The 23130-nt window shown below is 68.5% G+C and carries 28 protein-coding genes; 20 read left to right on the top strand and 8 right to left on the bottom strand.

What is annotated here, in order from left to right; translation table 11 throughout:
* The first annotated feature begins 42 nt into the window (after nt 1-42).
* Together gstA and ABGI63_RS03400 are read left to right on the top strand one after the other, a co-directional pair.
* Nucleotides 43-651, top strand: coding sequence for a glutathione transferase GstA (gene gstA / locus ABGI63_RS03405; protein ID WP_349741061.1), 609 nt, complete (start codon nt 43-45; stop codon nt 649-651).
* Entirely contained in the window at nt 648-1217 is a 570-nt protein-coding gene (locus ABGI63_RS03400) for an NUDIX hydrolase (protein WP_349741059.1), read from the top strand. The genes gstA and ABGI63_RS03400 overlap by 4 nt, the downstream gene beginning before the upstream one ends.
* Here ABGI63_RS03400 and ABGI63_RS03395 read toward each other — a convergent pair.
* From ABGI63_RS03395 to ABGI63_RS03385, 3 genes are all read right to left on the bottom strand, one after another.
* Entirely contained in the window at nt 1204-2757 is a 1554-nt protein-coding gene (locus ABGI63_RS03395; protein WP_349741057.1) for a thioredoxin family protein, read from the bottom strand. The genes ABGI63_RS03400 and ABGI63_RS03395 overlap by 14 nt on opposite strands.
* A gap of 128 nt (nt 2758-2885) precedes the next feature.
* Nucleotides 2886-3635, bottom strand: coding sequence for a CPBP family glutamic-type intramembrane protease (locus ABGI63_RS03390; RefSeq protein WP_349741055.1), 750 nt, complete (start codon nt 3633-3635; stop codon nt 2886-2888).
* A 291-nt stretch (nt 3636-3926) separates the two neighbouring features.
* Complete coding sequence (locus ABGI63_RS03385; protein ID WP_349741053.1) at nt 3927-4292, bottom strand: GFA family protein; 366 nt, start codon at nt 4290-4292, stop codon at nt 3927-3929.
* A 690-nt stretch (nt 4293-4982) separates the two neighbouring features.
* Between ABGI63_RS03385 and ABGI63_RS03380 the strand changes: the two genes are divergently transcribed.
* Together ABGI63_RS03380 and ABGI63_RS03375 are read left to right on the top strand one after the other, a co-directional pair.
* Entirely contained in the window at nt 4983-5753 is a 771-nt protein-coding gene (locus tag ABGI63_RS03380) for an alpha/beta hydrolase (RefSeq protein WP_349741052.1), read from the top strand.
* 66 nt (nt 5754-5819) lie between these two features.
* Nucleotides 5820-7265, top strand: a complete 1446-nt coding sequence (locus ABGI63_RS03375) for an HD domain-containing phosphohydrolase (RefSeq protein ID WP_349741050.1) — start codon at nt 5820-5822, stop codon at nt 7263-7265.
* A gap of 53 nt (nt 7266-7318) precedes the next feature.
* Here the strand turns inward: ABGI63_RS03375 and ABGI63_RS03370 are convergent, their stop codons facing one another.
* On the bottom strand, nt 7319-7873 hold the full coding sequence (locus ABGI63_RS03370; RefSeq protein WP_349741048.1) for a DUF1697 domain-containing protein: 555 nt from the start codon (nt 7871-7873) through the stop codon (nt 7319-7321).
* 51 nt (nt 7874-7924) lie between these two features.
* Between ABGI63_RS03370 and ABGI63_RS03365 the strand changes: the two genes are divergently transcribed.
* Nucleotides 7925-8644 carry a DNA alkylation repair protein gene (locus ABGI63_RS03365; RefSeq protein ID WP_349741046.1) on the top strand — a complete coding sequence of 240 codons (720 nt, stop codon included), beginning with the start codon at nt 7925-7927 and terminating at the stop codon, nt 8642-8644.
* 26 nt (nt 8645-8670) lie between these two features.
* Here the strand turns inward: ABGI63_RS03365 and ABGI63_RS03360 are convergent, their stop codons facing one another.
* On the bottom strand, nt 8671-9465 hold the full coding sequence (locus ABGI63_RS03360) for an IclR family transcriptional regulator (protein WP_349741044.1): 795 nt from the start codon (nt 9463-9465) through the stop codon (nt 8671-8673).
* Between the two features lie 65 nt (nt 9466-9530).
* Here ABGI63_RS03360 and ABGI63_RS03355 point away from each other — a divergent pair, with 65 nt between their 5' ends.
* From ABGI63_RS03355 to ABGI63_RS03305, 11 genes are all read left to right on the top strand, one after another.
* Nucleotides 9531-9980 (top strand): type II 3-dehydroquinate dehydratase, encoded by a 450-nt coding sequence (locus ABGI63_RS03355; RefSeq protein ID WP_349741043.1) that lies wholly within the window; start codon nt 9531-9533, stop codon nt 9978-9980.
* A 37-nt stretch (nt 9981-10017) separates the two neighbouring features.
* Nucleotides 10018-11010: a TRAP transporter substrate-binding protein DctP gene (gene dctP, locus ABGI63_RS03350; RefSeq protein WP_349741041.1), complete on the top strand. Its 993-nt coding sequence runs from the start codon at nt 10018-10020 to the stop codon at nt 11008-11010.
* 22 nt (nt 11011-11032) lie between these two features.
* Entirely contained in the window at nt 11033-11521 is a 489-nt protein-coding gene (locus tag ABGI63_RS03345) for a TRAP transporter small permease (protein WP_349741039.1), read from the top strand.
* Nucleotides 11518-12813 (top strand): TRAP transporter large permease, encoded by a 1296-nt coding sequence (locus tag ABGI63_RS03340; protein WP_349741037.1) that lies wholly within the window; start codon nt 11518-11520, stop codon nt 12811-12813. The genes ABGI63_RS03345 and ABGI63_RS03340 overlap by 4 nt, the downstream gene beginning before the upstream one ends.
* Nucleotides 12810-13694, top strand: coding sequence for a shikimate dehydrogenase (locus ABGI63_RS03335; RefSeq protein WP_349741036.1), 885 nt, complete (start codon nt 12810-12812; stop codon nt 13692-13694). The genes ABGI63_RS03340 and ABGI63_RS03335 overlap by 4 nt, the downstream gene beginning before the upstream one ends.
* Nucleotides 13695-13719: 25 nt before the next feature.
* Entirely contained in the window at nt 13720-14241 is a 522-nt protein-coding gene (locus tag ABGI63_RS03330) for a hypothetical protein (protein WP_349741034.1), read from the top strand.
* Nucleotides 14242-14312: 71 nt separating this feature from the next.
* Nucleotides 14313-15317, top strand: a complete 1005-nt coding sequence (locus ABGI63_RS03325) for a S41 family peptidase (RefSeq protein WP_349741033.1) — start codon at nt 14313-14315, stop codon at nt 15315-15317.
* 23 nt (nt 15318-15340) lie between these two features.
* On the top strand, nt 15341-15517 hold the full coding sequence (locus ABGI63_RS03320) for a hypothetical protein (RefSeq protein WP_349741032.1): 177 nt from the start codon (nt 15341-15343) through the stop codon (nt 15515-15517).
* Nucleotides 15518-15551: 34 nt separating this feature from the next.
* Nucleotides 15552-16187, top strand: coding sequence for a hypothetical protein (locus tag ABGI63_RS03315; RefSeq protein ID WP_349741031.1), 636 nt, complete (start codon nt 15552-15554; stop codon nt 16185-16187).
* A gap of 102 nt (nt 16188-16289) precedes the next feature.
* The gene (locus ABGI63_RS03310; protein WP_349741030.1) at nt 16290-17387 is read left to right on the top strand and encodes a helix-turn-helix transcriptional regulator; all 1098 of its coding nucleotides are present in this window, start codon (nt 16290-16292) and stop codon (nt 17385-17387) included.
* Nucleotides 17388-17470: 83 nt separating this feature from the next.
* Entirely contained in the window at nt 17471-17977 is a 507-nt protein-coding gene (locus ABGI63_RS03305; protein ID WP_349741029.1) for a hypothetical protein, read from the top strand.
* On the opposite strand, the gene ABGI63_RS03300 is transcribed toward ABGI63_RS03305, so the two are convergent.
* Complete coding sequence (locus ABGI63_RS03300; protein ID WP_349741028.1) at nt 17964-18449, bottom strand: VOC family protein; 486 nt, start codon at nt 18447-18449, stop codon at nt 17964-17966. The two genes, ABGI63_RS03305 and ABGI63_RS03300, sit on opposite strands and share 14 nt — an antisense overlap.
* Before the next feature lie 120 nt (nt 18450-18569).
* Here ABGI63_RS03300 and ABGI63_RS03295 point away from each other — a divergent pair, with 120 nt between their 5' ends.
* From ABGI63_RS03295 to ABGI63_RS03285, 3 genes are all read left to right on the top strand, one after another.
* The gene (locus tag ABGI63_RS03295) at nt 18570-19175 is read left to right on the top strand and encodes a TetR/AcrR family transcriptional regulator (RefSeq protein WP_349741027.1); all 606 of its coding nucleotides are present in this window, start codon (nt 18570-18572) and stop codon (nt 19173-19175) included.
* Nucleotides 19176-19244: 69 nt separating this feature from the next.
* On the top strand, nt 19245-20246 hold the full coding sequence (locus ABGI63_RS03290) for an NADP-dependent oxidoreductase (protein ID WP_349741026.1): 1002 nt from the start codon (nt 19245-19247) through the stop codon (nt 20244-20246).
* A gap of 46 nt (nt 20247-20292) precedes the next feature.
* Entirely contained in the window at nt 20293-21186 is an 894-nt protein-coding gene (locus ABGI63_RS03285) for an alpha/beta fold hydrolase (protein WP_349741024.1), read from the top strand.
* On the opposite strand, the gene ABGI63_RS03280 is transcribed toward ABGI63_RS03285, so the two are convergent.
* On the bottom strand, nt 21169-21579 hold the full coding sequence (locus ABGI63_RS03280) for a TfoX/Sxy family protein (protein WP_349741023.1): 411 nt from the start codon (nt 21577-21579) through the stop codon (nt 21169-21171). The two genes, ABGI63_RS03285 and ABGI63_RS03280, sit on opposite strands and share 18 nt — an antisense overlap.
* A 128-nt stretch (nt 21580-21707) precedes the next feature.
* On the opposite strand from ABGI63_RS03280, the gene ABGI63_RS03275 reads away from it, so the two are divergent.
* The gene (locus ABGI63_RS03275; RefSeq protein WP_349741022.1) at nt 21708-22331 is read left to right on the top strand and encodes a hypothetical protein; all 624 of its coding nucleotides are present in this window, start codon (nt 21708-21710) and stop codon (nt 22329-22331) included.
* Between the two features lie 17 nt (nt 22332-22348).
* On the opposite strand, the gene ABGI63_RS03270 is transcribed toward ABGI63_RS03275, so the two are convergent.
* Nucleotides 22349-23113: a helix-turn-helix domain-containing protein gene (locus tag ABGI63_RS03270; RefSeq protein WP_349741020.1), complete on the bottom strand. Its 765-nt coding sequence runs from the start codon at nt 23111-23113 to the stop codon at nt 22349-22351.
* Between the last annotated feature and the right edge of the window lie 17 nt (nt 23114-23130).

Here is a 23130-nt window from a genome sequence, read left to right as displayed (position 1 = left end):
CGTATCGTCACGGCTTTCTGAACCCGCAACGGAGAACCCCTGATGAAGCTCTACTACAGCACCGGCGCCTGCTCGCTGTCCCCGCACATCGTGCTGCGCGAGGCGGGTCTGCCCTTCGAGCTGGTGCTGGCCAGCACCAAGACCCACAAGCTGCAGGACGGCACCGATTTCTACACCATCAACGCCAAGGGCTATGTGCCGCTGCTGGAGCTGGACAACGGCGAGCGCCTCAGCGAAGGCCCGGCCATCGTGCAGTACATCGCCGACCAGGCGCCTGACAAGCAGCTGGCGCCGGCCAATGGCAGCTGGGCGCGCTACCGCCTGCAGGAGCTGCTGAACTTCATCAGCACCGAGCTGCACAAGGGTTTCTCGCCGCTGTTCAACCCGGCCATGCCCGAGGAGGCCAAGGCGCTGTCACGCGCCAAGCTGGCCGAGCGCCTGGGCTGGATTGACGCCCAGCTGGCCGGCAAGCAATTCCTGATGGGCGATCAGTTCACGGTGGCCGACGCCTATCTGTTCACCGTCAGCAACTGGGCCAAGATGGTCCATGTCGAGCTCGGCGCCTACACCCAGCTGCTGGCTTATCGCGAGCGCGTCGCGGCTCGCCCGGCCGTGCAGGAAGCGATGAAGGCCGAAGGCCTGATCAAGTGAGAGCGCAGGCGCGCCAGCAGCTGGCGCTCTATCTGCAGCGCTTTCCGGCCGAGGCGGCGCGCCTGGCCGCGCTGCGCGAACAGCTCGACGAGGACGCCGGCGACCCGCTGAGCCGCGCCAATATGCGTGGCCATGTGACGACCAGCGCCCTGGTGCTGGACGCGTCGCTGCGCCACATCCTGCTGATACACCACCGCGTGATCGGCCGCTGGCTGCAGCCGGGCGGGCATTACGAGCCCGGCCTGGACCTGTGGGGGTCGGCGCTGCGCGAAGTGGCCGAGGAAACCGGGGTGACGGATCTCGCCGCTCATCCGGCCTGGGGTCAGGCCTTGCCGCTGGACATCGACAGCCACCCGATCGCCGCCAATCCCAACAAGGGCGAGGGCGATCACTGGCATCACGACTACGCCTATCTGGTGATCGCGCCGCTGACGCAAGACCTGGCCCCGCAGCTGGCCGAGGTGCATGGCGCGGCCTGGCGGCCGCTGGACGAGTATCTGGCGGCCAGCGACGAGGCCCGCTACCGGGGCCTGGCCGCCAAGCTGCAGACGCTCAGGTCTTCTTGACCGGCGCCTTGATCAGCCCTTCGCAGGTGGCGCGCTGCTGGTCGGCACTGTCGACCTTGGCGCAGATGCCGTTCAGCTGGGTCTTGAGCCGGTTCAGCACCGCCTGGTGCTGGCCCTCGGCGCCCCAGCTGGCCAGCTGGGTGCCGACGCGCTGCAGCGAGCGGGCGCTGCGTTCGTAGAAGGCGCCCTTGTCCTTGGCGGCCTCGGCGAAGAGCTGGGCGGCGGTCTTCTCGATCTTGGCCGCGTCCAGCGGCGCCAGCTCGACCAGCGCGCTGAAGTAGCTGGAGCCCCATTGCAGCCGGGTGGCCGGGCCTTCGCTCTTGTTGAAGGCCTCCTCGTACCAGCGCAGCGCCTCGTCGTTGCGGCCCTGCTTCTTGGCATTGCCGCCCAGCTGGCTCATCAGGTAGTAGGGCGAATGGCTCTTGGCCAGGCTGGCCTTCAGCAGCTCGTCGCTGTCCTTCCACAGCCCCGCCTGGCCCAGCAGATAGGCGGCCGAGGTGATCACGGCCTGGCGCTCGTAGCCGTCGCTGATCTCGCGGTCGGCGCGGGCCGCATGGGTCTTGACCTCCTGCTGCAGGGCCGGCGCGATCTTGGGGTGCAGCTCGGTCTTGGGCTGGTCGATGCGGGCCAGGCCGACCCGGGCCAGCAGCGCGCCCAGGCGGTCGGCGCGCGACAGCGTGACATCGGCCTCCAGGCGCTTGAGCGCGGTCTCGAACTCGGCCACCAGGGCCTGGCGCTCGGTGCCGGGCTCGTTGTGCAGGGCCCGGACGATGTCGGCGGCCTCGTTGGTCAGCACATCGGCCTGGCTGCGGCTCTGCCTGGCGTCGGCCAGCACCGCGCGCACCCGCTCGCGCAGCGCGGCATCGGCCTTGACGCCCTGGCCGTCGTTGCTGGCGGCCAGCGCCTTCAGCCACAGCCGGGTGGTGGTCTCGGCATCGACGCCCTGGCTGGCCACGGCCAGCTGGGTCAACAGCCCGGGCCGCTCAGTGGCCGGCACCAGCTGCTGCTCGTCGGTTTCCCAGGAATAGAAGCCCAACAGCCGCCACTCGTTGGCGGCCAGCTTCTTGCCGGCCTTCGCATCGGCCAGCACCGCCTTGACCGGGCGGCCACCGGCCAGGCCCAGCTGCAGCACCTTCATGACCTGGGGCGCATCGGCCTCGCCGGGCAGGCGGGTGATCTCGCTGCCCTCGGGGCTGAACAGAATCATGGTCGGATAGCCGCGCACCTTGAAGCGGCTGCCGAGCTTCTGCGCGCCGGGCAGGTCGCCATCGATATTGACGGCGACGAAGGCGCGCGACTGCTCGATGAAGTCCTGGCGGTTGAACAGCGTGGCCTTCAGCTGGTTGCAGGGCGGGCACCATTTGGCGCCCCAGTACAGCAGCACCGGCTTCTTCTCGGCCTTGGCCTGCGCGAAGGCGCGCTCGATATCGGCATCGGCGGCGGCCGCCTGCCAGCTGACGCCGGCGGGCGCGGCGGCCTGCAGGACGGTGGGGCTGCTCAGGGCGAGTGCCAGGGCGAGGGCGGTCAGGCGTGGTGTCATGGGGCGAGCGCGCCGCCCTTGTGAGGCGGGCCGGGCTTGTTGATCAGGAGGGATATTGTCTGCCCAACAGCCAGGCCCTGCCCATGAGGGGAATGCAGGAGCTTATGCGCGCTGCGCACAAGCGGCGCTCAGCCCCGGACGGCCAGACCGCTCAGCACGATGGCACCGCCAAACAGCATCCAGTCGTTCAGCACATGGGCCAGGGTCGACACCAGGATGTTCTTGCTGAGCAGATAGGCCAGGCTCAGCACCAGCCGGGCCGAGCCTATCACCAGCAGGCATTGCGCCAGGTTCCACTGGTAGGTCGGCAGATGGGCCAGCGCGAAGGGCAGGGCCGACAGCAGCCAGGCCAGCAGCAGCGCACGCCGGCGCGGCAGGCCCAGGTGGCCGCTGAACCAGCTCAGCAAGGCCAGCAGCGGCAGCAGGGTCAGCAGCTCCTCGCCGAGCAGTTGCGGGATCGACTGCAGGAAGAACAGCGCACGCGCGCCGCCCGACTCCCGGCCCAGCGCCTCGACCGCTGGGTTGGCGTGGGTGCCTATCCAGCGGGAGACGACCCAGCCTATCGCCACGGTCACCGCGATGTTCAGCAGCGCGATGCCCAGGGCCAGCGCCAGCTCGCGCGGACCGAGCCGCCGGAACAGGGCGCGCCAGTGCGGCCCGGCCAGCGCGCGCAGAGCCAGCAGCGGGATCAGCGGGAACAGCAGGGCCGGGATCAGGCGGGCCGGACCGGCCGGCAGCGGCAGGTACAAGGCCGCGAAGCCGGCCACCACGGCCAGCATCAGCAGGCCCCAGGCGAGCGGGCTCAGCGCGACGGGCTGGCCGTTGTAGAAGGGGAAGTCGTCGCTGCTGTCGTTGCTGGTCTGCAAGGTGGGCACCATGACGGGATCGTAGACACGCACTCAGCCTAACCGTAGCGGCGTCCGCTGGGATGGCCCACCGCGCAAGACCTGCCCCCCACCTGCCATGCCCAACACCCCTCGCCGCGTCTCGCCGATGCCTTTGCCATCGCGCTGCCGGATGGGGCGCCTGCTGATGCCGATGCGCTGACGCGCGCGCTCCGTGCTGGCCCACCCGCCGCGCTGGATGCGACCCGTTACTGCCCTTCAAGACGGCCTACATGAGGCTTGCAAACTATCGTCCAACTCTGCGCCACGGGGCCAAATGCTTGTTCATTCGTCCAAGAACTTCCAAGTGTCCGCGCCGTCGAATTTGCGAACCTGCACGGATGCGATCAACTTTGGGTCGAAGTTTCCAAGATGAACGCCATGCCTCGCGCCAGCCTCCATCGCGATCGGCTCCCAGTGCGTGACGCAGCCGCAATGCCGGCATCGGATCGTGCGCAGGGTCTTGTCGCCCTGGACGTAGGCTTCGGTCGAGTCGGGATGACCTTCGATCGTCACAGTTCCGAACTCGAAGTACACCCAGGGCCCGCCGATCCTGCGGCACAGCGAGCAGTTGCAATCCGTGGCGACCTCGGGCGTCGAGGGGAGCGTGAGGCGGACCGCGCCGCAGTGGCATGCGCCTTGATGCGTCATCAGAAATTCCCGGTTGATCTTCGGCTTCGATAGCCTGACCGTCTGCAAAGCTGCATATTCCGCGATGTGACCAGTTTTCTGGTGCCCACCTCCTGGCTACGGCACCGCGAGCATAACCAAGATGAGATGCCGGAACGGAGCCGGTACTGAAGGACTCTTGGTCGCCGACAGCGTCAGCAGGTCGAGGCATGAAGGAAGCTGCCGCTTGTCATTCGGCAGATTGGGTCCATTGGGTGCTCGCTGGCTGCCGCCTTTCACGTCGAGTCGGCGCTCCCACAAATGACGCGGGCGCTGCCCTTCACAGGGGAGCGCCCGCGGGTCCGGCTACAGACGCCGGGCTACATGAAGTAGGAATCCGTTCCGGCCCTCTTTCAAGGGCTGGAGGCTGCCCCGGACCTAGAAGTTGCTTGCATATCACCTCCTTATCTGGTTGCCATGGAAGCCGCAGCCTACTCGCTTCCGAGGTTTCCGTCGATGCTCTTGCCGGACGGCCGATATGGTCTTCAGCCCGCCTTCCCATTGCGGACGGATTTGAGCGACTGGCTTTGGCCGCGAGCAGCCAGCACGCCCGCAGCAATTGCTGCCGGGGTCAGCAGCATCGCGCGGCCGACTGGACATTCGTCCAATGGCGCGCCTGGCGCCATCAGGAGACAGTGAGGCCTCCCCCAACCAAGCTGTCTTTTCTCCATCATGAACTCTTTCCTCAAGCTCGCCACCCTCGGCCTCGCCGCGTCCATCATGGCCGGCTCCGCCGCTGCCGCCACGCCGATTGATGCCGCGAAACCCAGCGTCGTCATCGTGCACGGTGCCTTTGCCGACGGCTCCGACTGGGCCAAGGTGATCCCGCTGCTGCAGGCCCAAGGCGTGCGCGTGACCGCTGTGCAGAACCCGCTCAGCTCGCTGGCCGACGATGCGGCCGCTGCCAAGCGCGCGATCGACGCGCAGCCCGGCAAGGTGGTTCTGGTTGGCCACTCCTGGGGCGGCGCGGTCATCACCGAGGCCGGCGTCAACTCGAAGGTGGCCGCGCTGGTCTATATCGCGGCCTTCGCGCCGGATGTCGGCCAGGCCGTCGGCGAGCTCGGCAAGAACTACCCGACCCCCTCGGGCCTGGCCCACTTCGCGCCCGATCCGGCGGGCTGGCTGTACCTGACGCCCGAAGGCATGAGCCAGCACTTCGCGCAGGACCTGCCGGCCGCCACCACCGCGGTGATGGCGGCCACGCAGGGCCCGATCCTGGGCGCCGCCTTCGGCGACAAGGTCTCGGTGGCCGCCTGGAAGCACAAGCCCTCCTGGTATCTGCTGGCCGAGGCCGACCGCATGATCGCGCCGGAGCTGCAGCGCGCCACGGCCCAGGCCATCAAGGCCAAGCTGAGCACCGTCAAGGCCAGCCATGTGCCGCAGCAGTCGCAGCCGGCCCAGGTGGCTGCGGTGATACTGGACGCGGTGCAGAGCGTCAAGTAAGCAACAGGGCATGATGGGCGGGCGCGCCGTGCGATGCGGCGCGCCCGCTTCCGTTCAACGCACACCATGTCTGTCGTCAGCGCCCCCGTCCTCGCGAACGCCCAGGTCCAGGTCTTCGATGCCGTCAGGGCGCTTGCCTTTGTCGGCGATCTGAGCATGGGCCAGCCGATCGACCAATCCGCCCGCAGCGCCTGGCTGGCCGTGCAGCTGGCGGCGGCGCTGGGCCTGGATGCCTCGCTGCAGGCCAACGCGGCCTACGTCGCGCTGCTGCGCTGGTCCGGCTGCACCGCCAACGCCTCCGAGGTCGCCGAGGTGATCGGCGACGATGTCGGCGGGCGGCAGGCGATGCTGGCGGTCGGCCTGCCGGCCCATCTGTCCGGCCGGCTGATCCCGGCGGCGCAGATCCATTGCGAGGTCTCGGGCGATGTCGCGCGCACCCTGGGCCTGCCGCCGCAGATCGAGCGCGCGCTGCGCCGCATCTTCGAGAAGCTGGACGGCAGCGGTCAGCCGAACGCGCTCGCCGGCGCCGAGGTGCCGGTCGAGGTGCTGCTGGCCCAGGTCGCCAGCGACCTGGAGATCCAGAGCCGCGTCCATGACCTGGAACACGCGCTGGCCGGCCTGGCCGCGCGCGCCGGCCGCCACTACCCCGCCGCGTGGCTGCCGGTGCTGCGCCAGCATGCGGCCGACTGGCTGCACACGCTGGAGAGCGAGCCGGCCTGCATCGATGCGCCGGCGCAGCTGCCGCTGCCGACCGCGCCGCTGGAGCTGATCGCCGATGTGATCGACCTGAAGCTGCCCTGGCTGACCGGCTACTCGCGCCGCGTGGCCGAGGCGGCGCGCGCCGCCGCGCTGCGGCTTGACTTGAGCGAGGCGCAGGCGCAGCGCATTTACCGCGCCGCACTGATCCACGGCATGGGCCGCGCCGCGGTGCCCAACGAGATCTGGAACCGGCCCGGCCCGCACAGCGAGGCGGCGCTGGAGCGGCTGCGCCTGGTGCCCTACTGGACGGCGCGTGCCGCGCGCCGCATCGGCAGCCTGAGCGAGGAGGCCGACATCGCCTCCCAGGCCGACGAGCGCCTGGACGGTTCGGGCTTCTTCCGTGGCGCGTCGGGCGACGCGATCGGCATCGAGGGCCGCGTGCTGGCCGCAGCCGCGCAATGGCTGCTGTGGCAGACCAAGCGGCCCGGCCAACCGGGCCTGGACGCGGCCGAGGCCAGCCAGCGCCTGCGCGACGAGGCGCAGCGGGGCCGCTTCGATGCGCGTGTGGTGGCCGCGCTGACCGGCGCGCCGGCGCCATCGCCGGCGCCCGCCGATCCGGCCGGGCCGCTGAGCGCCCGCGAGATCGAGGTGCTGCGCCGCATCAGCCATGGCGAGAGCAATAAGGAGGCGGCGCGTGCGCTGGGCATCAGCCCGAGCACGGTGCGCGCGCACCTGGAGAACATCTTCCGCAAGCTCGACTGCACGACCCGCGCCGCCGCCACGCTGAAGGCGCTGACGATGGGGCTGCTGTAGCCGGGAGCCAGGATCTGCGCTGGCGAGCCGTCCGTCGCCGGCGCTAAGCCTGCTCAGCGTCGGCTGAAGTGCTTGGCCACCAGCCGGCTCAGCGTGCCCCAGTTGCGCATCGTCGTTGGCGTGCCCAGGGTCTTCTCCAGCAGCGCATTGCTGCTGCCGGGGCTGGCGCCGAGCTGGCGGCTCAGGCCCAGCGCCGTGTGGCTGGCGGCGTGATAGGCGAACACCTCGGCGTCGCCGCGCGCCGAGCACAGCGGCAGCGCCGGCAGCTCGCCGGCCTCGGCGGACAGAAAGCTGATGCAGCAGTCGTAGACATCGTCGAGCCGCTGGCTCGCGAAGGGCTGGCTGTCGACCAGCTCGGCCACCGCCGCGAGCCGGCGCAGAAAGCCCGGCTCGCGCAGCCCGCAGGCCGTGTTCAGATGGGCCGAGGCCGCCGCCAGCACGCGCCGCGCCGCCGCATCGCTGCGGGCCTCGAACACCAGGGTGCCGTTGACCTGGAAGGAGGCCGGCCGCAGCGCACCGGCCGCCTCGAAAACCTGTTCCAGCAAGGCCTTGTCCGGGCAGTTCCGGCGGCCCAGATTGAGATTGCGGAAGAAGACGACGTATTTCATCGGCGGTGGCGACTCGGCCTGCTGTCCTGTGCTGCGCTTATGCTAACGGCCATGAACATCTCCACGGTGCCAGGTCTTGCCGAAGGTATGTCCGAGAGGCTGGCCGAGGCCTTGCAGCTGATCCGGGCCGAAGCCCGGCCCGAGGCGCTGCAGGCGCTGGCGCGCTTTGCGATCGGGGGCGAGGGGCGGCTGGGCCTGTCGGTGCCGCAGATGCGCGACGTGGCCCGGCAGCTGGGCCGCGACCACGAACTGGCGCTGGCGCTGTGGGACACGGCCATCCCCGACGCACAGATCGTCGCCGGCCTGATCGCCGAGCCGGCAAAGCTGACGCTGGCGCAGATGGACCACTGGACCCAGGGCATGGCGGCCTGGGATGTCTGCGACCAGGCTTGCAACAATGCCTTGCGCAAATCGCCGCTGGCCTGGGCGCGCATCCCCGTCTGGGCCGCCCGCCGCGAAGAGTTCGTGCGGCGCGCCGGCTATGCGCTGCTGGCCGTGATGGCGGTGCATGACAAGAAGCGGCCCGATGCCGACTTCATCGCGCTGCTGCCGCTGATCGAGGCGGCGGCCGACGATGAGCGCAACTTCGTCAAGAAGGCCGTCAACTGGGCGCTGCGCCAGATCGGCAAACGCTCGGATGTTTTGCTGCCCCATGCCATTGACTGCGCCGAGCGTCTGCGCGAGCGGCCCGAGAAGAGCGCGCGTTGGATAGGCGCCGATGCGCTGCGCGAGCTGGGGCCGAGAGTCCACCGGCCCGGGGCGGGCGCTTAACGGGCTTTGCGCAGGGACAACCCCGCTCAGCCCTTGCCCAGCGGTGGCCGGCCGAACAGGCTGGAGGCGTTGCTGATCGGTCCGAGCTCGGCGGTGGCAGCGAGCAGGGCGGGCACCAGATCGCGGGCCCGCGCGCTGCTCAGGCGGGTACGGGGGCCGGCGATGCTGATGACGCCGATCGCCTGCTGGCGACAGAACACCGGGGCCGCGATCGCCGCCATGCCCGGCGCGAACACCTCGTCGATCAGCGCGTAGCCGCGCACGCGCGCCGCGTGCAGAAACCCGACCAGGGCCTTGATGGTGGTGGGTGCCTTGGGGCCATAGTCGCTGGGCTGGCCGAAGCCCTGGCGCGCGACCAGTTCGAACGCACGTTCATCGCTCAGTGTCATCAGCCAGGCGTGGCCCGAGGCCGTGCAGGACAGCCGCGCGTCCATGCCCATGTCCGGGTCATAGCGCAGGCCCGCCTGCCGCATGCCCTGTGACTTGGCGACCCAGGTCAGGCGGTCGTCGTCGACGATGGACAGCCGCACCAGCTCGCCCGAGGCCTGCGCCAGCCGCTCCAGCAGCGGTTCGGCGATGTCGACGATGCCCGCGCTGCTGAGGAAGCCCAGGCCCATCGACACCACCTTGGTCGTCAGCACATAGTCGCCCTGCTTGTGGGCCTGGCGCACATAGCCGTAGCGCTGCAGGTCCGCCAGCAGACGGTGGCAGACGCTGAGCGGCATGTCCAGCTCGGCGGCGATCAGGGTCAGAGGCAGACCCTGAGGGTGCTGGATCAGGTGTTCCAGCAGCGCAAGTCCGCGTTCCAGAGCGAGGGTCATTCCTGTATTGTGAAACAGGTTTCCTGAATGGAAAGTCTTTCTGGACCGCACCCAACAATCAAGCCATGAGTGCCACCCTCTACGTCCTCAACGGCCCCAATCTGAACCTGCTGGGCATACGCGAGCCGCATCTGTATGGCAGCACCTCGCTGCCGCAGATCGAGCAGCTGTGCCAGCGCGTGGCCACCGAGCTGGGGCTGGCTTGCGAGTTCCGGCAGAGCAATCACGAGGGCGTGCTGGTGGACTGGGTGCAGGAAGCCCGCGAGCGGGCGGCGGCGCTGGTGATCAACCCGGCGGGCCTGTCGTTCCGGTCCATCCCGCTGCTGGATGCGCTGAAGACGCTGGAGCAGCCGATTGCCGAGGTCCACCTGACCAATATCCATAGACGCGATCCGCTCTACCAGCACTCGCTGATGTCGCTCGCCGCCACCGGCGTGATCTGCGGCTTCGGCGCCTTCGGCTACGAGCTCGCGATCCGGGCGCTGGCTCAGAAGCTGGCGGCTGCCTCGCCCTGAAGAACTGGCCCTCATCACAATTCCAAAGGAGACGACCATGAACCCTTCTCGCATCGATCGCCGCCGCTTGCTGGGCGCGGGCGCCGCGCTCGCCGCCGGGGCCATGCTGCCGGCCTGGGCGCAGACACCACCGACCCTGCGCTTCGCCGCCGTGTTCTCCGACAAGGACATCCGTGCCGAGATGATGAAGATGTTCGCCAAGGACATCGAGGCCGACTTCAAGCTCGAGATGCATCTGAACTCGACGCTGTTTCGCCAGGGCACCGAGCTGGTCGCGCTGCAGCGCGACAACCTGGAGATGGGCAATATCTCGCCCCAGGACATTTCCAAGCAGGTGCCCGCCTGGTCGCTGCTGACCTCGGCCTATCTGTTCCGCGATGCCAACCACCTCAACAGCTTCTTCGCCAGCGAGGCGGGTGCGCAGATGAAGAAGCTGGTGGAGGACCAGCTCAAGGTGAAGATCCTGGGCCCGACCTTCTTCGGCACCCGCCATCTGGGGCTGAAGACCAAGAAGCGCGTCAACGTGCCCGCCGACCTGGCCGGCGTGAAGCTGCGCATGCCGCCCGGCGACACCTGGCAGATGCTGGGCCGCTCGATCGGCGCGAATCCGACGCCGATGGCCTATGCCGAGACCTATACCGGCCTGCAGACCGGCGCCATCGACGGCCAGGACAACCCGCTGCCCAATGTGCAGAACATGAAGTTCTACGAGGTGATGTCGCAGATCGTGCTGACCTCGCATCTGGTGGCCTTCGATCTGCTCACCGTCAGTATGAAGACCTGGCAGGGCCTGGCGCCGGCCCGGCAGCGCGCCTTCCAGGCCGCCGCCGACAAGGCCATCGCCTGGAGCACGAGCGAACACCAGAAGCGCGAGACCGAGCTGGCCGAGACCTTCCGCAAGCAGGGGCTGGAGGTCTATGTGCCCAATATCGCGGCCTTCCGTGAGCATGCCCAGAAGGTCTATCTGGGCTCGGACGAGGCCAAGACCTGGCCGGCCGGCATGCTCGACAAGATCAATGCGATGAAGTGAGCCAAGGATGCTGCGTCGGCTCATGCGTTCCTTGCACCGCTTCGCCGAAGCGGTCGCGGTGGTCTTGCTCGCGCTGATCTTTGTCGCCTTCCTGCTGCAGATCGCTATGCGCTATCTGTTCAACTGGCCGGTCGGCTGGACCACCGAGCTGTCGCTCGCGGCCTGGCTGTGGCTGGTGCTGTGGGGTGCGGCCTTTGTGCTGAAGGACGAGGACGAGATCCGCATCGATCTCGTCCCGGAGCGGGCCAGCCGGCGCACGCGCCGGGTGATCGGCGCCGTCGGCGCGCTGAGCCTGATCCTGCTGTTCGGCATGTCGCTGCCGGCCTCCTGGGCCTATGTGAGCTTCATGAAGGTCGAGAAAAGCGCCTACCTGGGGATCCGCATGGACCTGATGTACTCGATCTACCTGCTGTTTGCCGTCGCCGTCATGGCCCGCAGCCTGCTTCATCTGGCCCGCGGCCCGGCCGCGCCGGGCGGTGATACGCCCCCCACGCCGCCATCCGCGCTGTGAACAGCCCCTTCGCGCTGGCGCTGGTCGTCATCGTCGCGCTGAGCCTGCTGGGCGTGCCGGTCGGCCACGCGATGATCTGCGGCTCGGTGCTCTACCTCTACCTCAAGGGCATGGACATGGGCGCGGCCGCCGAGCAGCTGCTCAACGGCACCTACTCCAGCTTCCTGCTGCTGGCGATACCGCTGTTCATCCTCGCGGCCAGCATCATGAGCAGCGGCAGCATCCTGGATCGCCTGCTGCGCTTCTGCAATGCCATCGTCGGCCGCTTTCCTGGCGGGCTGGCCCAGGTCAATGTGCTGCAGAGCATTGTGTTCGCCACCATGTCGGGCTCCGCGCTGGCCGACGCCGCCGGCTCGGGCAAGCTGATGCAGGCAATGATGACCAAGGACGGCAAGTACACGCCGGGCTTCGCTGCCGCACTGAGCGCCGTGTCCTCGGTGATCGGGCCCATCCTGCCGCCCTCGATCCCGCTGGTGCTCTATGCGCTGGTGTCCGGCAGCTCGATCGGCTATCTCTTCATCGCCGGCGTGCTGCCGGGCCTGCTGCTGGGTGCCGTGCAGATGGGGCTGATCTATGGGCTGGCTCGGCGGCGCGGTTTCCCGGTGGAGGCCAGGACACCGCTGCGCGAGATGCCGCGCATCACGCGCGAGGCCTTCCCGGCGCTGATGCTGCCCGTCATCCTGCTGGGCTGCATGTACAGCGGTGTCACGACGCCCACCGAAGCGGCCGGCATCGCCGCCGCCTACGCGCTGCTGATCTCGGCGGGGCTGTACCGCAGCATGGGCTGGCGCGACTTGTACGAGGCGCTGCTGTCCAGCGCGCGCATGAGCATCTCGATCGGCATGCTGATCGCCGGCGCGCTGGTGTTCAACTACGTCATCACCTCGGAGAACATCCCCGCCACGCTCAGCGCCTCGATGCGGGGCCTGGACCTGTCTCCGCTGGGCTTTCTGCTGCTGGTCAATCTGATCCTGCTGGGCCTGGGCATGTTCCTGGAGGGCTCCACCATCATCCTGGTCATCCTGCCGGTGCTGCTGCCCACCGCGACCGCGCTCGGCATAGACCCGGTTCACTTCGGCGTGATGGCGGTGCTGAACATCATGATAGGCCTGGTGACGCCGCCCTATGGCCTGCTGCTCTTCATGATGATGCGCATCGCCAATGTGTCGCTGACGGTGCTGATGCGCGATGTGTTTCCCTTCCTGCTGGTCATGCTGGGGGCGCTCGCGCTGGTGACGGTGTGGCCGGACATGGTGCTGTGGCTGCCGCGCCTGGCGGGGTACACCGGGTGAACGCGCCGGGCGACAAGCTGCTGCTCGGCCTGATCGGCGCCGGCATCCAGCGCTCGCTCAGCCCGACCCTGCACGAAGAGGAAGCGCGCCGGCACGGGCTGCAGCTGCTCTACCAGCTGATCGACCTGGACCTCTGTGGAGCGACACCCGAACAGCTGCCGACACTGCTCGCCGCCGCCCGCATGATGGGCTTTGCCGGCCTGAACATCACCTATCCCTGCAAGCAGGCCGTGATCCCGCTGCTCGACGAACTTTCGCCGCAGGCCCAGGCCATGGGCGCGGTGAACACGGTGCTCTTGCGCGGCGGCCGGCTGCTCGGTCACAACACCGATGGCCCGGGCTGGGCCTGGGGCTTCCAGCGTGTGCTTCCCGATGCCGATCTGGGCTGCGTGGTGTTGCTGGGTGCCGGCGGCGCCGGCTCGGCCATCGCCGATGCGGTGCTGAGCCTGGGCGCGGCCCAGCTGCGCCTGGTGGACACCGACGCCGCGCGAGCCCAGGCGCTGGCCGAGGCGCTGAACCTGCGCTACCCGTTTCGCGTCAGCGCGCATGGCGATGCGGCGCAGGCCCTGCAAGGCGCGACCGGCCTGATACACGCCACGCCCACCGGCATGGCCAAGCTGCCCGGCCTGCCGCTCGCCGCCGAGCTCTTGCGGCCCCCGCTATGGGTCTCGGAGGCGGTGTACTTTCCGCTCGAGACCGAGCTGCTGAAGGCGGCCCGTGCCCGGGGCTGCGCAACGATGGACGGCGGCCACATGGCCGTCGGCCAGGCGGTGGGTGCGTTCGAGCTGTTCACCGGCCTGAAGGCCGATGCGGCGCGCATGGAACAGCACTTCCGGCGCCTGCTGCGGCTCGCGCCGCCCGACCCCGACAGGAGCACATGATGCTGGGCCAAGCCGCGCTCGCGATGTGGTGGGACATCGATGCCGAGGTGCGCAGGAGTTCGAGCACTGGCACTCGCACGAGCACTTCCCGGAGCGGCTGGCGCTGCCGGGTTTTCTGCGAGCGTTGCGCTGGGCGGATGCCGGCGGCGGCCCATGCCGCGTGCTGGACAGCAGCGGGAGCACCGTGGCGGGCCACGCGCTGACGCTACGCTGCTCACCGGCGGCGGCCGGCGAGCAGCAGCGCTTGCACAGCCATCTGCGCGCGCTGGTGCGTGCGCTTCCCGCGCAGCCGGGTCTGGTCGGCGCGCAACTGCTGCAGACCGACAAGCCGGCCATCGCACCCACCACCGAGCAGCGCCTACGCGGCCTGGCAGACCAGGCGGCGGACTGGATCTTCATCGCGACTGGTTACGACGCCCCGGTGCTGGCGCGGCTTGCCGAATCCGCACTGTCAGCGGCAGCGCTGCAGAACGCCGGGGCGGCCGCCGGGTCGGTCACTGCGGCCTATGGGCTCAGAGGCGCATCGACCAGCGCAGAAGCCTGCTGAACCGAGCCCCAGGTTTAGACTCGATTCCAATCAGGGGAGTTCGTTCACGCCCTTAACCATGGAGTCGCAACTTGATAACCAAGTCCATTGCTGCCGCTGCTTTCTCGCTGGCGATGTCCTCGCTCGCTACTGGTGCCGCAATCACGCAACAGGAAAAAGACCTGATCGTAGGCAAGCTCAGGCAAGAGATAGGAGACAACTACGTACTCAGCGAGCATGTCGGTGCGATCAACAAGACGCTGGATGAAGCGATTCGTTCGGGTTCGATAAAGAGTGTTTCAACACACCAGGAAATGACCGAGCTGTTGACCGCATCGTTGCGCCGGTTCGACAAGCATTTTGGCGTCCAGTGGAGAGATCAGAAGCATGCAAGTGCGGGGGCTGGCGGCGAAGACTGGTTCGCCAAGCTGGGACGAAAGAATTCTGGCTTTGAGAAAGTCGAAATACTTGACGGCAATATCGGCTATGTCGATTTCTGGGGTTTCGACAATGTCAATGACGCCTCGAGAACCCGGGTCAAAACGGTCATGGCTATGGTTGCCGACACCGATGCCATCATTTTCGACCTCAGGAAAAATGGTGGCGGCAGTGGCGATATGGTGCGATTGATCAGCAGCTATCTGCTGGCTGGCAAGGTTCACTTGAACAGCTTCTATTGGAAGCCGTCGAACACCACCACCGAATTCTGGACCCTGGAAGACATCGACGGCAAAAGGCGTACGGATGTGCCGCTGTACGTCCTGACCAGCGCCGAAACGTTTTCGGCCGCCGAGGAGTTTGCCTACAACCTGAAACAGCTGCGTCGGGCAACCATCGTCGGTGAAACCACCAAAGGGGGCGCGAACCCTTGGCGCTTCTTCGAACTGGGCCATGGGTATCGCGCTGCCATTCCCATTGGGCAGGCGATCAACCCCATCTCGAAGGCAAACTGGGAGCATGTCGGCGTTCAGCCCGACGTGAAAGCGACGAGTGCACAGGCGCGCCATGTGGCCTACAGGATGGCGCTGGCGGCACTGAAGGAGTCCACTCGGAACCCTCGTCAACTTGAAGAAATAAACAAGAAGTTGAACGAGTAGGGCGACAGGACCGGGAACCCGCCGTGCCGCATGCCGACCGCTCCCAAACAGGAGTGGCGCCGGGCCTGACCGGCTCGCAAGATCGCCCGGGTCATCCACCGCCCGAGTGCCGCATGAACCGCATCCCTTCTTGCATCGCCGCCGGCCTGCTGGCCATGGCGGCCCTGCTGCCGGCGGTCACGCCTTGCGCCGGGCGCTGAACGGGCAGGTACCACATCTTGCAAGGAGGTCATCATGTCCATGTCCACCACAGCCCCGAGCGCCATGACGGCGGACTACGGTTTTCGCGAGGCTGAGAGCCCGCAGGGCAGGCGCTTCATCGTCACGCCGCCGCCCTATGGCGGCGCCGCCGCGGGCCTGCTAATCGGCGGCTGGCTCGGCGTGGGCTTGACGGGCGGGCTGGTTGGCGGCTTCGTCCTCTGGGGCCTGCTGACCGATCATTCGAGCGGCCGGGGCCCCAGCCTGCTGTTGTGCATGCTGGTCGCCGGCCTGGTCTGCGGCGGGCTCTTCCATGTCCTGATACGTGCCAAGCTGAGCCAGGCCAGACGCACGGTCACGCTCACCGTGACCCCGGCGGGCCTGGATGTCGACGGCAAGCTCTATGCGCGCGCCGACATCCGCGCGCTCTGGGTCAGCGCGCCGCCGCAGAACCACTCGAGCCATATCGTCGTCAGCAACTCGTGGAACGCCGGGGCGCAGCGCTCCGGGCAGATGGCCGGCGAGGCGGTGGCGAGAAAGTTTGCCGAACGCGGCTTCGGCGTGGCCCTGCGCTATGGCGGCCAGGAAGTGAAGGTGGTGGACCAGGTGCATGAGGGCGTGGCGACCGAGCTGGCGCAGCGCCTGACGGCGGCGCTGCAACTGGCCGGCTGACGCCACGCCGTTGATCCGCCGCTGCGGGTCGCATCGGCAGCCGGCACTTCCGGCGGCACGCGCACTTCACTAGACTCGGGACTCCTCGCCGCAGGAGCCCCGATGAGCACGATAGATCGCAGCCTGTCATCGCTGATCGGCGCCTGCTATGAGGCGGCGGCCCGTCAGCAGGGCTGGTGCGGCATGGCCCAGACCCTGGCACGGGCCTTCGATGCCAGCAGCGCGGTGCTGAAGACCCATGGCGCGCAGGGCCAGGTACGGCTGACCGACAGCAGCGCCAATCTGCAGATCCCCGGCAGCCAGGGCGACTGGGCCGCCCATTGGCATGCCCACGATCTCTGGGTCGAGCGCTCGCTGCGCCATGGCAAGCATTGCATCGTCACCGACGATCAGCTGCTCAGCAGCAGCGAGCTGGAGCGCAGCGGTTTCTACCAAGACTGGCTGCGGCCGCTGGAGATCCGCCACATGGTAGGCGCGGTGTTCGACCTCGGCGATGGCGGCACCGGCGTGCTGGGCATCCACCGGCCACGCGGTGCGCGGCCCTATGGCACGTCCGAGCGCCGCCGCGCTGCGCTGCTGCTGCCGCATCTGCAGCGCGCGCTGCGCCTGCACGAAGGGTTGCGCGAGGGCTGGTTGCAGCAGCTGGCCAGCCAGAGCAGCGCCGCGCCGCATCGCGGGCTGATGCTGGTGGACCGCGCGGGAGGGCTGCTCTATGCCTGCGCCACCGCCCAGGCCTTGCTGCGCGAGCAGGACGGCCTGAGCCTGCGCGGGCAGCGCCTGTGCGCCCGCGAGCCGGGATGCCAGGCCGCGCTGCAAGCGGCGCTGCATGCCGCGGCCGCCGCGCTGGCGGGCCGCGCCGATACCACGCCGGTCGTGCTGGCCCTGCCGCGGCCGGGCCGCAGGCCGCTGACCCTGTGGCTGGCGCCGCTGGAGGCGGGCCTGCTGATCGAGCTGCGCGACCCCGAGCGGGCCGCGCCGCAGCCCCGGCTGGCAACCCTGCTGCGCGCCGCCTATCAGCTGACACCGCGCGAGGCCGAGCTCGCGCTGGCCCTGTTTGATGGGCTGACGCTGCGCCAGTCTGCCCAGCGCCTGGCCATCAGCGAGGCCCACGCGCGCCAGCGCCTGAAGCAGGTGTTCGCCAAGACCGGTGTGGCCCACCAGGCCGGCCTGGTGGCGCTGCTGGCGCGCCACGCGGACTGAGGGGGCCACCACTCCCATCTGGAAGTGGACGCAGGCCGGTCGACGGGGCGAGCATGCCCATGCTCGCGACCCGGGAGCCCATGATGCAATCACTCCTTAAATGCGGTGGTTTGGCGGCCTTGCTGCTGAGCTGTGCTGCTGCGCACCTGCCTACGCACGCCGACGAGGCCCTGGCCGGTCTCGATGCGGCGCAGCGCCGTGCCGTGCAGAAGTTCCTCGCCAAGCAGCGCGACCCCGAGGAGCCGCGCGCCCGGCCCTGGGTCGAGCAGGCGCGCCCGGTCGATCTTGATGCTGATGGCCGCCCCGAGATCTTGCTGCTCTGGAGCAAACCCTATGGCAACAGCCTGAGCACCTCGCTGAGCCTGCTGGCGCCAGCACCACAAGGCACCGGCCGGCCGGGCTGGCGCCTGGCAGGCAGTCAGAGGGTGCGCGGCATCAACCCGGTGCTGACGCTCGCACCCCCCTTGGTTCGGATTGACAGCGCCGTCGAGAAGCCAGGCGACCCGCGCTGCTGCCCCAGCGGCAAGATCACACAGCAGCTGCGTCTCAGCGCGGGCCGGCTGCAGGAAATGGCGCTCAGTTCGCCTTGAATCGCGCCGCCTCGATCGCCGCGATATCGATCTTGCCCATCTGCATCATCGCCTCGAAGGCGCGCTGGGCCGCCGCCGGGTCCGGGTCGGTGATCGCGGCCGTCAGCGCGCGCGGCGTGATCTGCCACGACAGACCCCAGCGGTCCTTGCACCAGCCGCAGGCGCTGGCCTGGCCGCCGTTGTCGATGATGGCGTGCCACAGCCGGTCGGTCTCGGCCTGGTCCTCGGTCGCCACTTGAAAGGAAAACGCCTCGCTGTGCTTGAACGCCGGGCCGCCGTTCAGCCCCAGGCAGGGGATGCCCATCACCGTGAACTCGACCGTCAGCACATCGCCCTGCTTGCCCGAGGGATAGTCGCCCGGCGCGTGATGGACGGCCTTCACCGCGCTGTCCGGGAAGGTTGCGGCATAGAAGGTCGCGGCGTCCAGCGCGGCGCCGTCGTACCAGAGGCAGAGGGTGGGCTTGGGGGGCATGGCGGGCTCCGACGGGTGGGGGTGAGGGGATGCTACGCGGTGGGGCGCCGGGGCTGGAGGGTTTCTCTGTTGCGGCTGCTGAGCAAGAGCGCCGGGCTGCACGCCATCTCAAAATGACATATGATGATCATCATGCGAAATTCAAACATCAGCGCCAGGGCCGCAGCGAAGGATGCGACACATGAGCGCATCGTGTCTGTGGCGGCCCGAGCCATCCGTCGAAGCGGCTACGACGGGACCGGGGTTGCCGACATCATGAAGGAGGCGGGTTTGACGCATGGGGCCTTCTACTCCCACTTCCCGTCACGCGAGGCCATGCTGGCGGAAGCGGCTGGCAGAGCGTGTGCCGAATCCGCCGCCGCCGCGGCCGATGTCGTGACCAGAGTCCCTCCTGGCATGGCGCTGGCATCCATGCTGAGCGCTTACCTTTCCAAAGCCCATGTAGAGAACGTAGACCTGGGCTGCCCCCTGGCCGCGCTGGGTTCGGAGACCTCGCGTCAGGCGCCCGAAGTGCGTCGGGTGGCGACCCGGCACATCAAGGAAATGGTCGATCTCATTGCGCGCCAGTCACCGGACTGGGGGCAGCCCGGTGCCCACGAACGGGCGCTCGTGACCATTTCGACCATGGTCGGCGCCTTGTTGCTGGCCCGCGCTGTCGATGAGCCCGGGCTGTCGGAAGGCCTGCGCGAGGCTGCACTCAATCACTTGAGCCCGACCGGTCGCTGAGCCCATGGCCGGCTTGTCGTTCTTGCTCGCATTTTGACATGATGAACATCATGTGAATAAGGAAACCCGATGAAAGCATTCATTCTCGAGCGCTACGGCAAGCAGCGCGAACTGCGCCTGGCAGACATGCCGAGCCCGTCGCTGCGCGATGACGAGGTTCTGGTCGAAGTCCATGCCGCCGGCGTCAATCTGCTGGACTCGAAGATCAGGGACGGCGAGTTCAAGCTGATCCTGCCTTACCGCTTGCCCGTCGTCCTGGGGCACGATGTGGCCGGTGTCGTGGTCAGCACGGGAGCGCGCGCGCGGAAGTTCAAGGTGGGCGACGAGGTCTATGCGCGTGTCGATGACTTCCGGATCGGCAGCTTCGCCGAGCTCGTTCCGGTCCGGGAGGCATCACTGGCTTTCAAACCCCGGGGCCTTTCGATGGTGGAAGCCGCCTCCATCCCGCTGGTGGGTCTGACCGCGTGGCAGGCACTGGTCGAGAAGGCGGGCCTGAAGAAGGGGCAGAAGGTTTTCATCCAGGCGGGTTCCGGTGGCGTCGGCACTTTCGCGATTCAGCTGGCCAAGCAGCTGGGCGCCACCGTGGCCACGACAACCAGCACGGCCAATGTCGCGCTGGTGAAGCGCCTGGGTGCCGACCTCGTCATCGACTACAAGACACAGGACTTCGAGCAGGTCTTGCACGACTATGACCTGGTGCTGAACAGCCAGGATGGCAAGGCGCTCGACAAGTCGCTGCGGGTGCTCAAGCGGGGCGCGAAGCTTGTCTCCATCTCCGGGCCACCGGACCCAGAGTTCGGCCGGGAGATCGCCGCGCCGGGGTTCGTGAGGCTGGTGATGCGGCTGCTGAGTGCGGGCGTCAGGCGCCGCGCGCGAGGCCTGGGCATTGGCTATGCCTTCCTCTTTATGAAGGCCGATGGCGCCCAGCTGCAGCAGATCAGCGAGCTCATCGAAGCGGGCGCCATCCGTCCCGTCATCGACCAGGTCTTCCCCTTCGAATCGACCAACGAGGCCTTGGCATATGTTGCAGCCGGCCATGCCAAGGGCAAGGTCGTCATCAAGCTCAAGTGATCCGGGTCCACCGCTGCCGAGCGCAGGTATTTACGCAAGGACCACCATGCTTATCGAACCGCTGGCATTGCAGCCCTCGACGCCCACCTGGAAGGCAGTTCCAACCCGGACAATCAGCGCAGGCGGCGTGGTTTTCGCCTACCGCGAGCTCGGGGTACAGAACCCCGGCACACCGCTCGTCTGCCTGACCCACCTGGCCGCCGTGCTGGACAACTGGGACCCCCGCGTCATCGACGGACTGGCGGCCCGGCACCGTGTCATCGCCTTCGACAATCGAGGCGTGGGCGCGTCCAGCGGCGCCCCGGCGGCCTCGATCGAAGCGATGGCCAAGGATGCGATCACCTTCATCGAGGGCCTGGGGCTGGCTCAGGTGGATCTTCTCGGCTTTTCGATGGGCGGCATGATTGCGCAGGAGATCGTGCTGATGAGGCCGGAACTGGTGCGCAGGATGATCATCACGGGGACCGGCCCGGCAGGCGGCGAAGGCATCAGCAAGGTGGCCCGCGTGACCTATCTGGACATGCTGCGGGGCTTGTTGACCGGGCAGGACCCGAAGCAGTTCCTGTTCTTCAGCCGGACACCGGCCGGGATCCGCGCGGGCCAGGAATTCCTGCAGCGAATCCAGGAGCGCGCCGAAGGCCGTGACAAGAAGATCACCGTGGCCGCGCTGCGCGCCCAGCTGAAGGCGCTGCGCCTGTGGGGCGTCAAGGCCCCGGCGGACCTGAGCAGGCTGGCGCATCCGGTGCTCGTCGCCAACGGCGACAGTGATCGCATGGTCCCCAGCCAGAATACCTACGACCTGGCTCGGCGACTGCCGAACAGCGAACTCCTGATCTATCCCGACGCCGGACACGGCGCGGTATTCCAGTTCCACGCTGACTTCGTGATCAAGGCGCTGGCGTTCCTGGCGCGCGAATCGGCTTCAGCTCGGCGCAGCTAGGGTCTGGCCGCGCTTGCCCGGCTTCCTCGCCGCCAGCGCCGCCTGCATCGCCAACTCCGCCCAGGCCTGCATCGCGGCGCGCGACTCCAGCGCGCTGTCGGGGGCGGTGTAGTACTGCAGGCGCCGGGTCTTGCCCTGGGCTTCGTATTCGAAGAGCTGGCAGCCGACGGCGGCAAAGTGGGCCTGGGTCTGGGCGTTGGCCTTGAGGTAGAGCCGGTCCCAGGCAATGATCGCCACCGTGAGGCCGTCCACGCTCAGACCCCAGCCCGAGAACATGCGCCTGGCCCGCACCTCGCCCAGGCTGCCCAGCAGCTCGCAGCAGTAGTCGGCGAAGTTCGAGCCCGGTGGCCGGGCTTTGGCGCGGGTGATTGCGGGGGCGGTGCTGCGCGGCATGGCGACTCCAGGAGTTGCGGAAGGAACGAGGAGGGTAAGGAAGAACGAGCAGTGGTCGGCAAGGGCGGGGCGCGATGGCAGCGGCCCGCCCGGGCGATGCTAGCCGCCCAAGTGCCGACAATCCTCCCATGCACTGGCTCCTGAATCTCCTGCTGGCCCTGGCCGCGATCGGCATCGCGCTGCTGCTGCGTCCCTGGCGCGGCCTGCCGCCGGGCGGCCCGCCCTGGCCCTGGCTGGCCTGGGGCGTGGCGGCGATGCCGCTGCTGTGGAGCGCCGACCGGCTGGCGCAGTCGGCGGTGCTGCAGCCGCTGTCGGGGGCCTGCCTGCTGCTGCTGATGGCGGGCTGGCCGCTGGCGGTGCTGGGGCTGGTGCCGGTGTGCCTGTTGACGGCCTGGCTGGCCGATCTGTCCTGGGCCGAGGCGCTGCAGCGCGGTGTGTGGCTGGGCCTGCTGCCGGCCACGCTGGCGCTGGGGCTGGGCGCCGGCGTGCGGCGCTGGCTGCCGCCGCATCTGATGGTCTACATCCTGGGCCGGGGCTTTTTCGCGACCCTGCTGGCCGGCACGCTCAGCGGCGCGGCGGCGCTGGCCCTGCACGGCGGCATGGCCTCGCTGAGCGAGGCCGACCTGATGCTGGGCCGCTGGCTCAGCGCCTGGGGCGACGCCTTCATCACCGGCATGGTCACCGCCATCTTCGTGGCCTTCCGGCCGCAGTGGCTGGCCACCTATTCGGACCGGCTGTATTTGCCGCGCTAGCCGCTGATCGATGATGATCAGTCCGACGCCGCCCGCGCCAGCGCCTCGCGCGTGGCCGCATCGGCCGGGAAGAAATGCTCGACCCGCAGCGAGGCCACCGTCACATCCAGCGGCGTGCCGAAGGTCGTGAAGGCCGAGAACAGCGCGAGCTCGCCGGCCGAGGAGCGCAATCGGGTGTGCATCAGCGGCGTCACCGGCGCGGGCGCCAGCGCCTTCGGCACATGGGGGCGCAGCTCCTCCAGCAGCGGGCGCAGCGCCGGCACATGCTGCGCCTCGCCGCAGGCACGCTGCCACAGGCCGGCGCAGACCTCGGCCTCGTTGACGCACAGATGGCGCAGCCCGCCGGGCAGCAGGCAGGCGCGCAGCAGATTGAAGTCGCCGCTGTCCAGCAGGGCCGGGTCCACGCCCAGCAGGCGCATCAGGCCGCGCAGGCCGCGGTTGGCCATCAGCAGGGTCCAGCTGCCGTCCATCACCAGGGCCGGAGCCGGGTCATGGGCCTCCAGCAGATGGCTCAGCGCCGCGCGCACCGGCGCCATCCCGGGGTCGTCGAGGCGGGTCTCGGCATAGGCGGGGGCGTAGCCGGCCGCCAGCAAGGCCTGGTTGCGCTCGGCCAGCGGCGCATCGAGCGCGTCGAGCACGGCCATCAGCATCTCGCGGCTGGCGCGCGAGCGGCCGGTCTCTATGCAGCTGAGATGGCGTTGCGAGACGCCCACCCGCATCGACAGTTCCAGCTGGCTGATGCGGCGCTGGGCCCGCAGGGCGGCGAGGGTGGAGGTGCTCATGGCCTGAATCCTAACGG

Source organism: Roseateles cavernae (assembly GCF_040187885.1).
Taxonomy (GTDB): Bacteria; Pseudomonadota; Gammaproteobacteria; order Burkholderiales; family Burkholderiaceae_C; genus Roseateles_E; species Roseateles_E cavernae.
Note: the sequence above shows the minus strand (reverse complement) of the source record. Positions and strands in the feature narration are given on the sequence as shown.

Coding starts and splice junctions, on each gene's coding strand:
- gstA (WP_349741061.1), top strand. CDS start 43: ATGAAGCTCTACTACAGCACCGGCGCCTGCTCGCTGTCCCCGCACATC.
- ABGI63_RS03395 (WP_349741057.1), bottom strand. CDS start 2,757: ATGACACCACGCCTGACCGCCCTCGCCCTGGCACTCGCCCTGAGCAGC.
- ABGI63_RS03390 (WP_349741055.1), bottom strand. CDS start 3,635: ATGGTGCCCACCTTGCAGACCAGCAACGACAGCAGCGACGACTTCCCC.
- ABGI63_RS03385 (WP_349741053.1), bottom strand. CDS start 4,292: ATGACGCATCAAGGCGCATGCCACTGCGGCGCGGTCCGCCTCACGCTC.
- ABGI63_RS03380 (WP_349741052.1), top strand. CDS start 4,983: ATGAACTCTTTCCTCAAGCTCGCCACCCTCGGCCTCGCCGCGTCCATC.
- ABGI63_RS03375 (WP_349741050.1), top strand. CDS start 5,820: ATGTCTGTCGTCAGCGCCCCCGTCCTCGCGAACGCCCAGGTCCAGGTC.
- ABGI63_RS03370 (WP_349741048.1), bottom strand. CDS start 7,873: ATGAAATACGTCGTCTTCTTCCGCAATCTCAATCTGGGCCGCCGGAAC.
- ABGI63_RS03365 (WP_349741046.1), top strand. CDS start 7,925: ATGAACATCTCCACGGTGCCAGGTCTTGCCGAAGGTATGTCCGAGAGG.
- ABGI63_RS03360 (WP_349741044.1), bottom strand. CDS start 9,465: ATGACCCTCGCTCTGGAACGCGGACTTGCGCTGCTGGAACACCTGATC.
- ABGI63_RS03355 (WP_349741043.1), top strand. CDS start 9,531: ATGAGTGCCACCCTCTACGTCCTCAACGGCCCCAATCTGAACCTGCTG.
- dctP (WP_349741041.1), top strand. CDS start 10,018: ATGAACCCTTCTCGCATCGATCGCCGCCGCTTGCTGGGCGCGGGCGCC.
- ABGI63_RS03345 (WP_349741039.1), top strand. CDS start 11,033: ATGCGTTCCTTGCACCGCTTCGCCGAAGCGGTCGCGGTGGTCTTGCTC.
- ABGI63_RS03315 (WP_349741031.1), top strand. CDS start 15,552: ATGTCCATGTCCACCACAGCCCCGAGCGCCATGACGGCGGACTACGGT.
- ABGI63_RS03310 (WP_349741030.1), top strand. CDS start 16,290: ATGAGCACGATAGATCGCAGCCTGTCATCGCTGATCGGCGCCTGCTAT.
- ABGI63_RS03305 (WP_349741029.1), top strand. CDS start 17,471: ATGCAATCACTCCTTAAATGCGGTGGTTTGGCGGCCTTGCTGCTGAGC.
- ABGI63_RS03300 (WP_349741028.1), bottom strand. CDS start 18,449: ATGCCCCCCAAGCCCACCCTCTGCCTCTGGTACGACGGCGCCGCGCTG.
- ABGI63_RS03295 (WP_349741027.1), top strand. CDS start 18,570: ATGATGATCATCATGCGAAATTCAAACATCAGCGCCAGGGCCGCAGCG.
- ABGI63_RS03290 (WP_349741026.1), top strand. CDS start 19,245: ATGAAAGCATTCATTCTCGAGCGCTACGGCAAGCAGCGCGAACTGCGC.
- ABGI63_RS03285 (WP_349741024.1), top strand. CDS start 20,293: ATGCTTATCGAACCGCTGGCATTGCAGCCCTCGACGCCCACCTGGAAG.
- ABGI63_RS03280 (WP_349741023.1), bottom strand. CDS start 21,579: ATGCCGCGCAGCACCGCCCCCGCAATCACCCGCGCCAAAGCCCGGCCA.
- ABGI63_RS03275 (WP_349741022.1), top strand. CDS start 21,708: ATGCACTGGCTCCTGAATCTCCTGCTGGCCCTGGCCGCGATCGGCATC.
- ABGI63_RS03270 (WP_349741020.1), bottom strand. CDS start 23,113: ATGAGCACCTCCACCCTCGCCGCCCTGCGGGCCCAGCGCCGCATCAGC.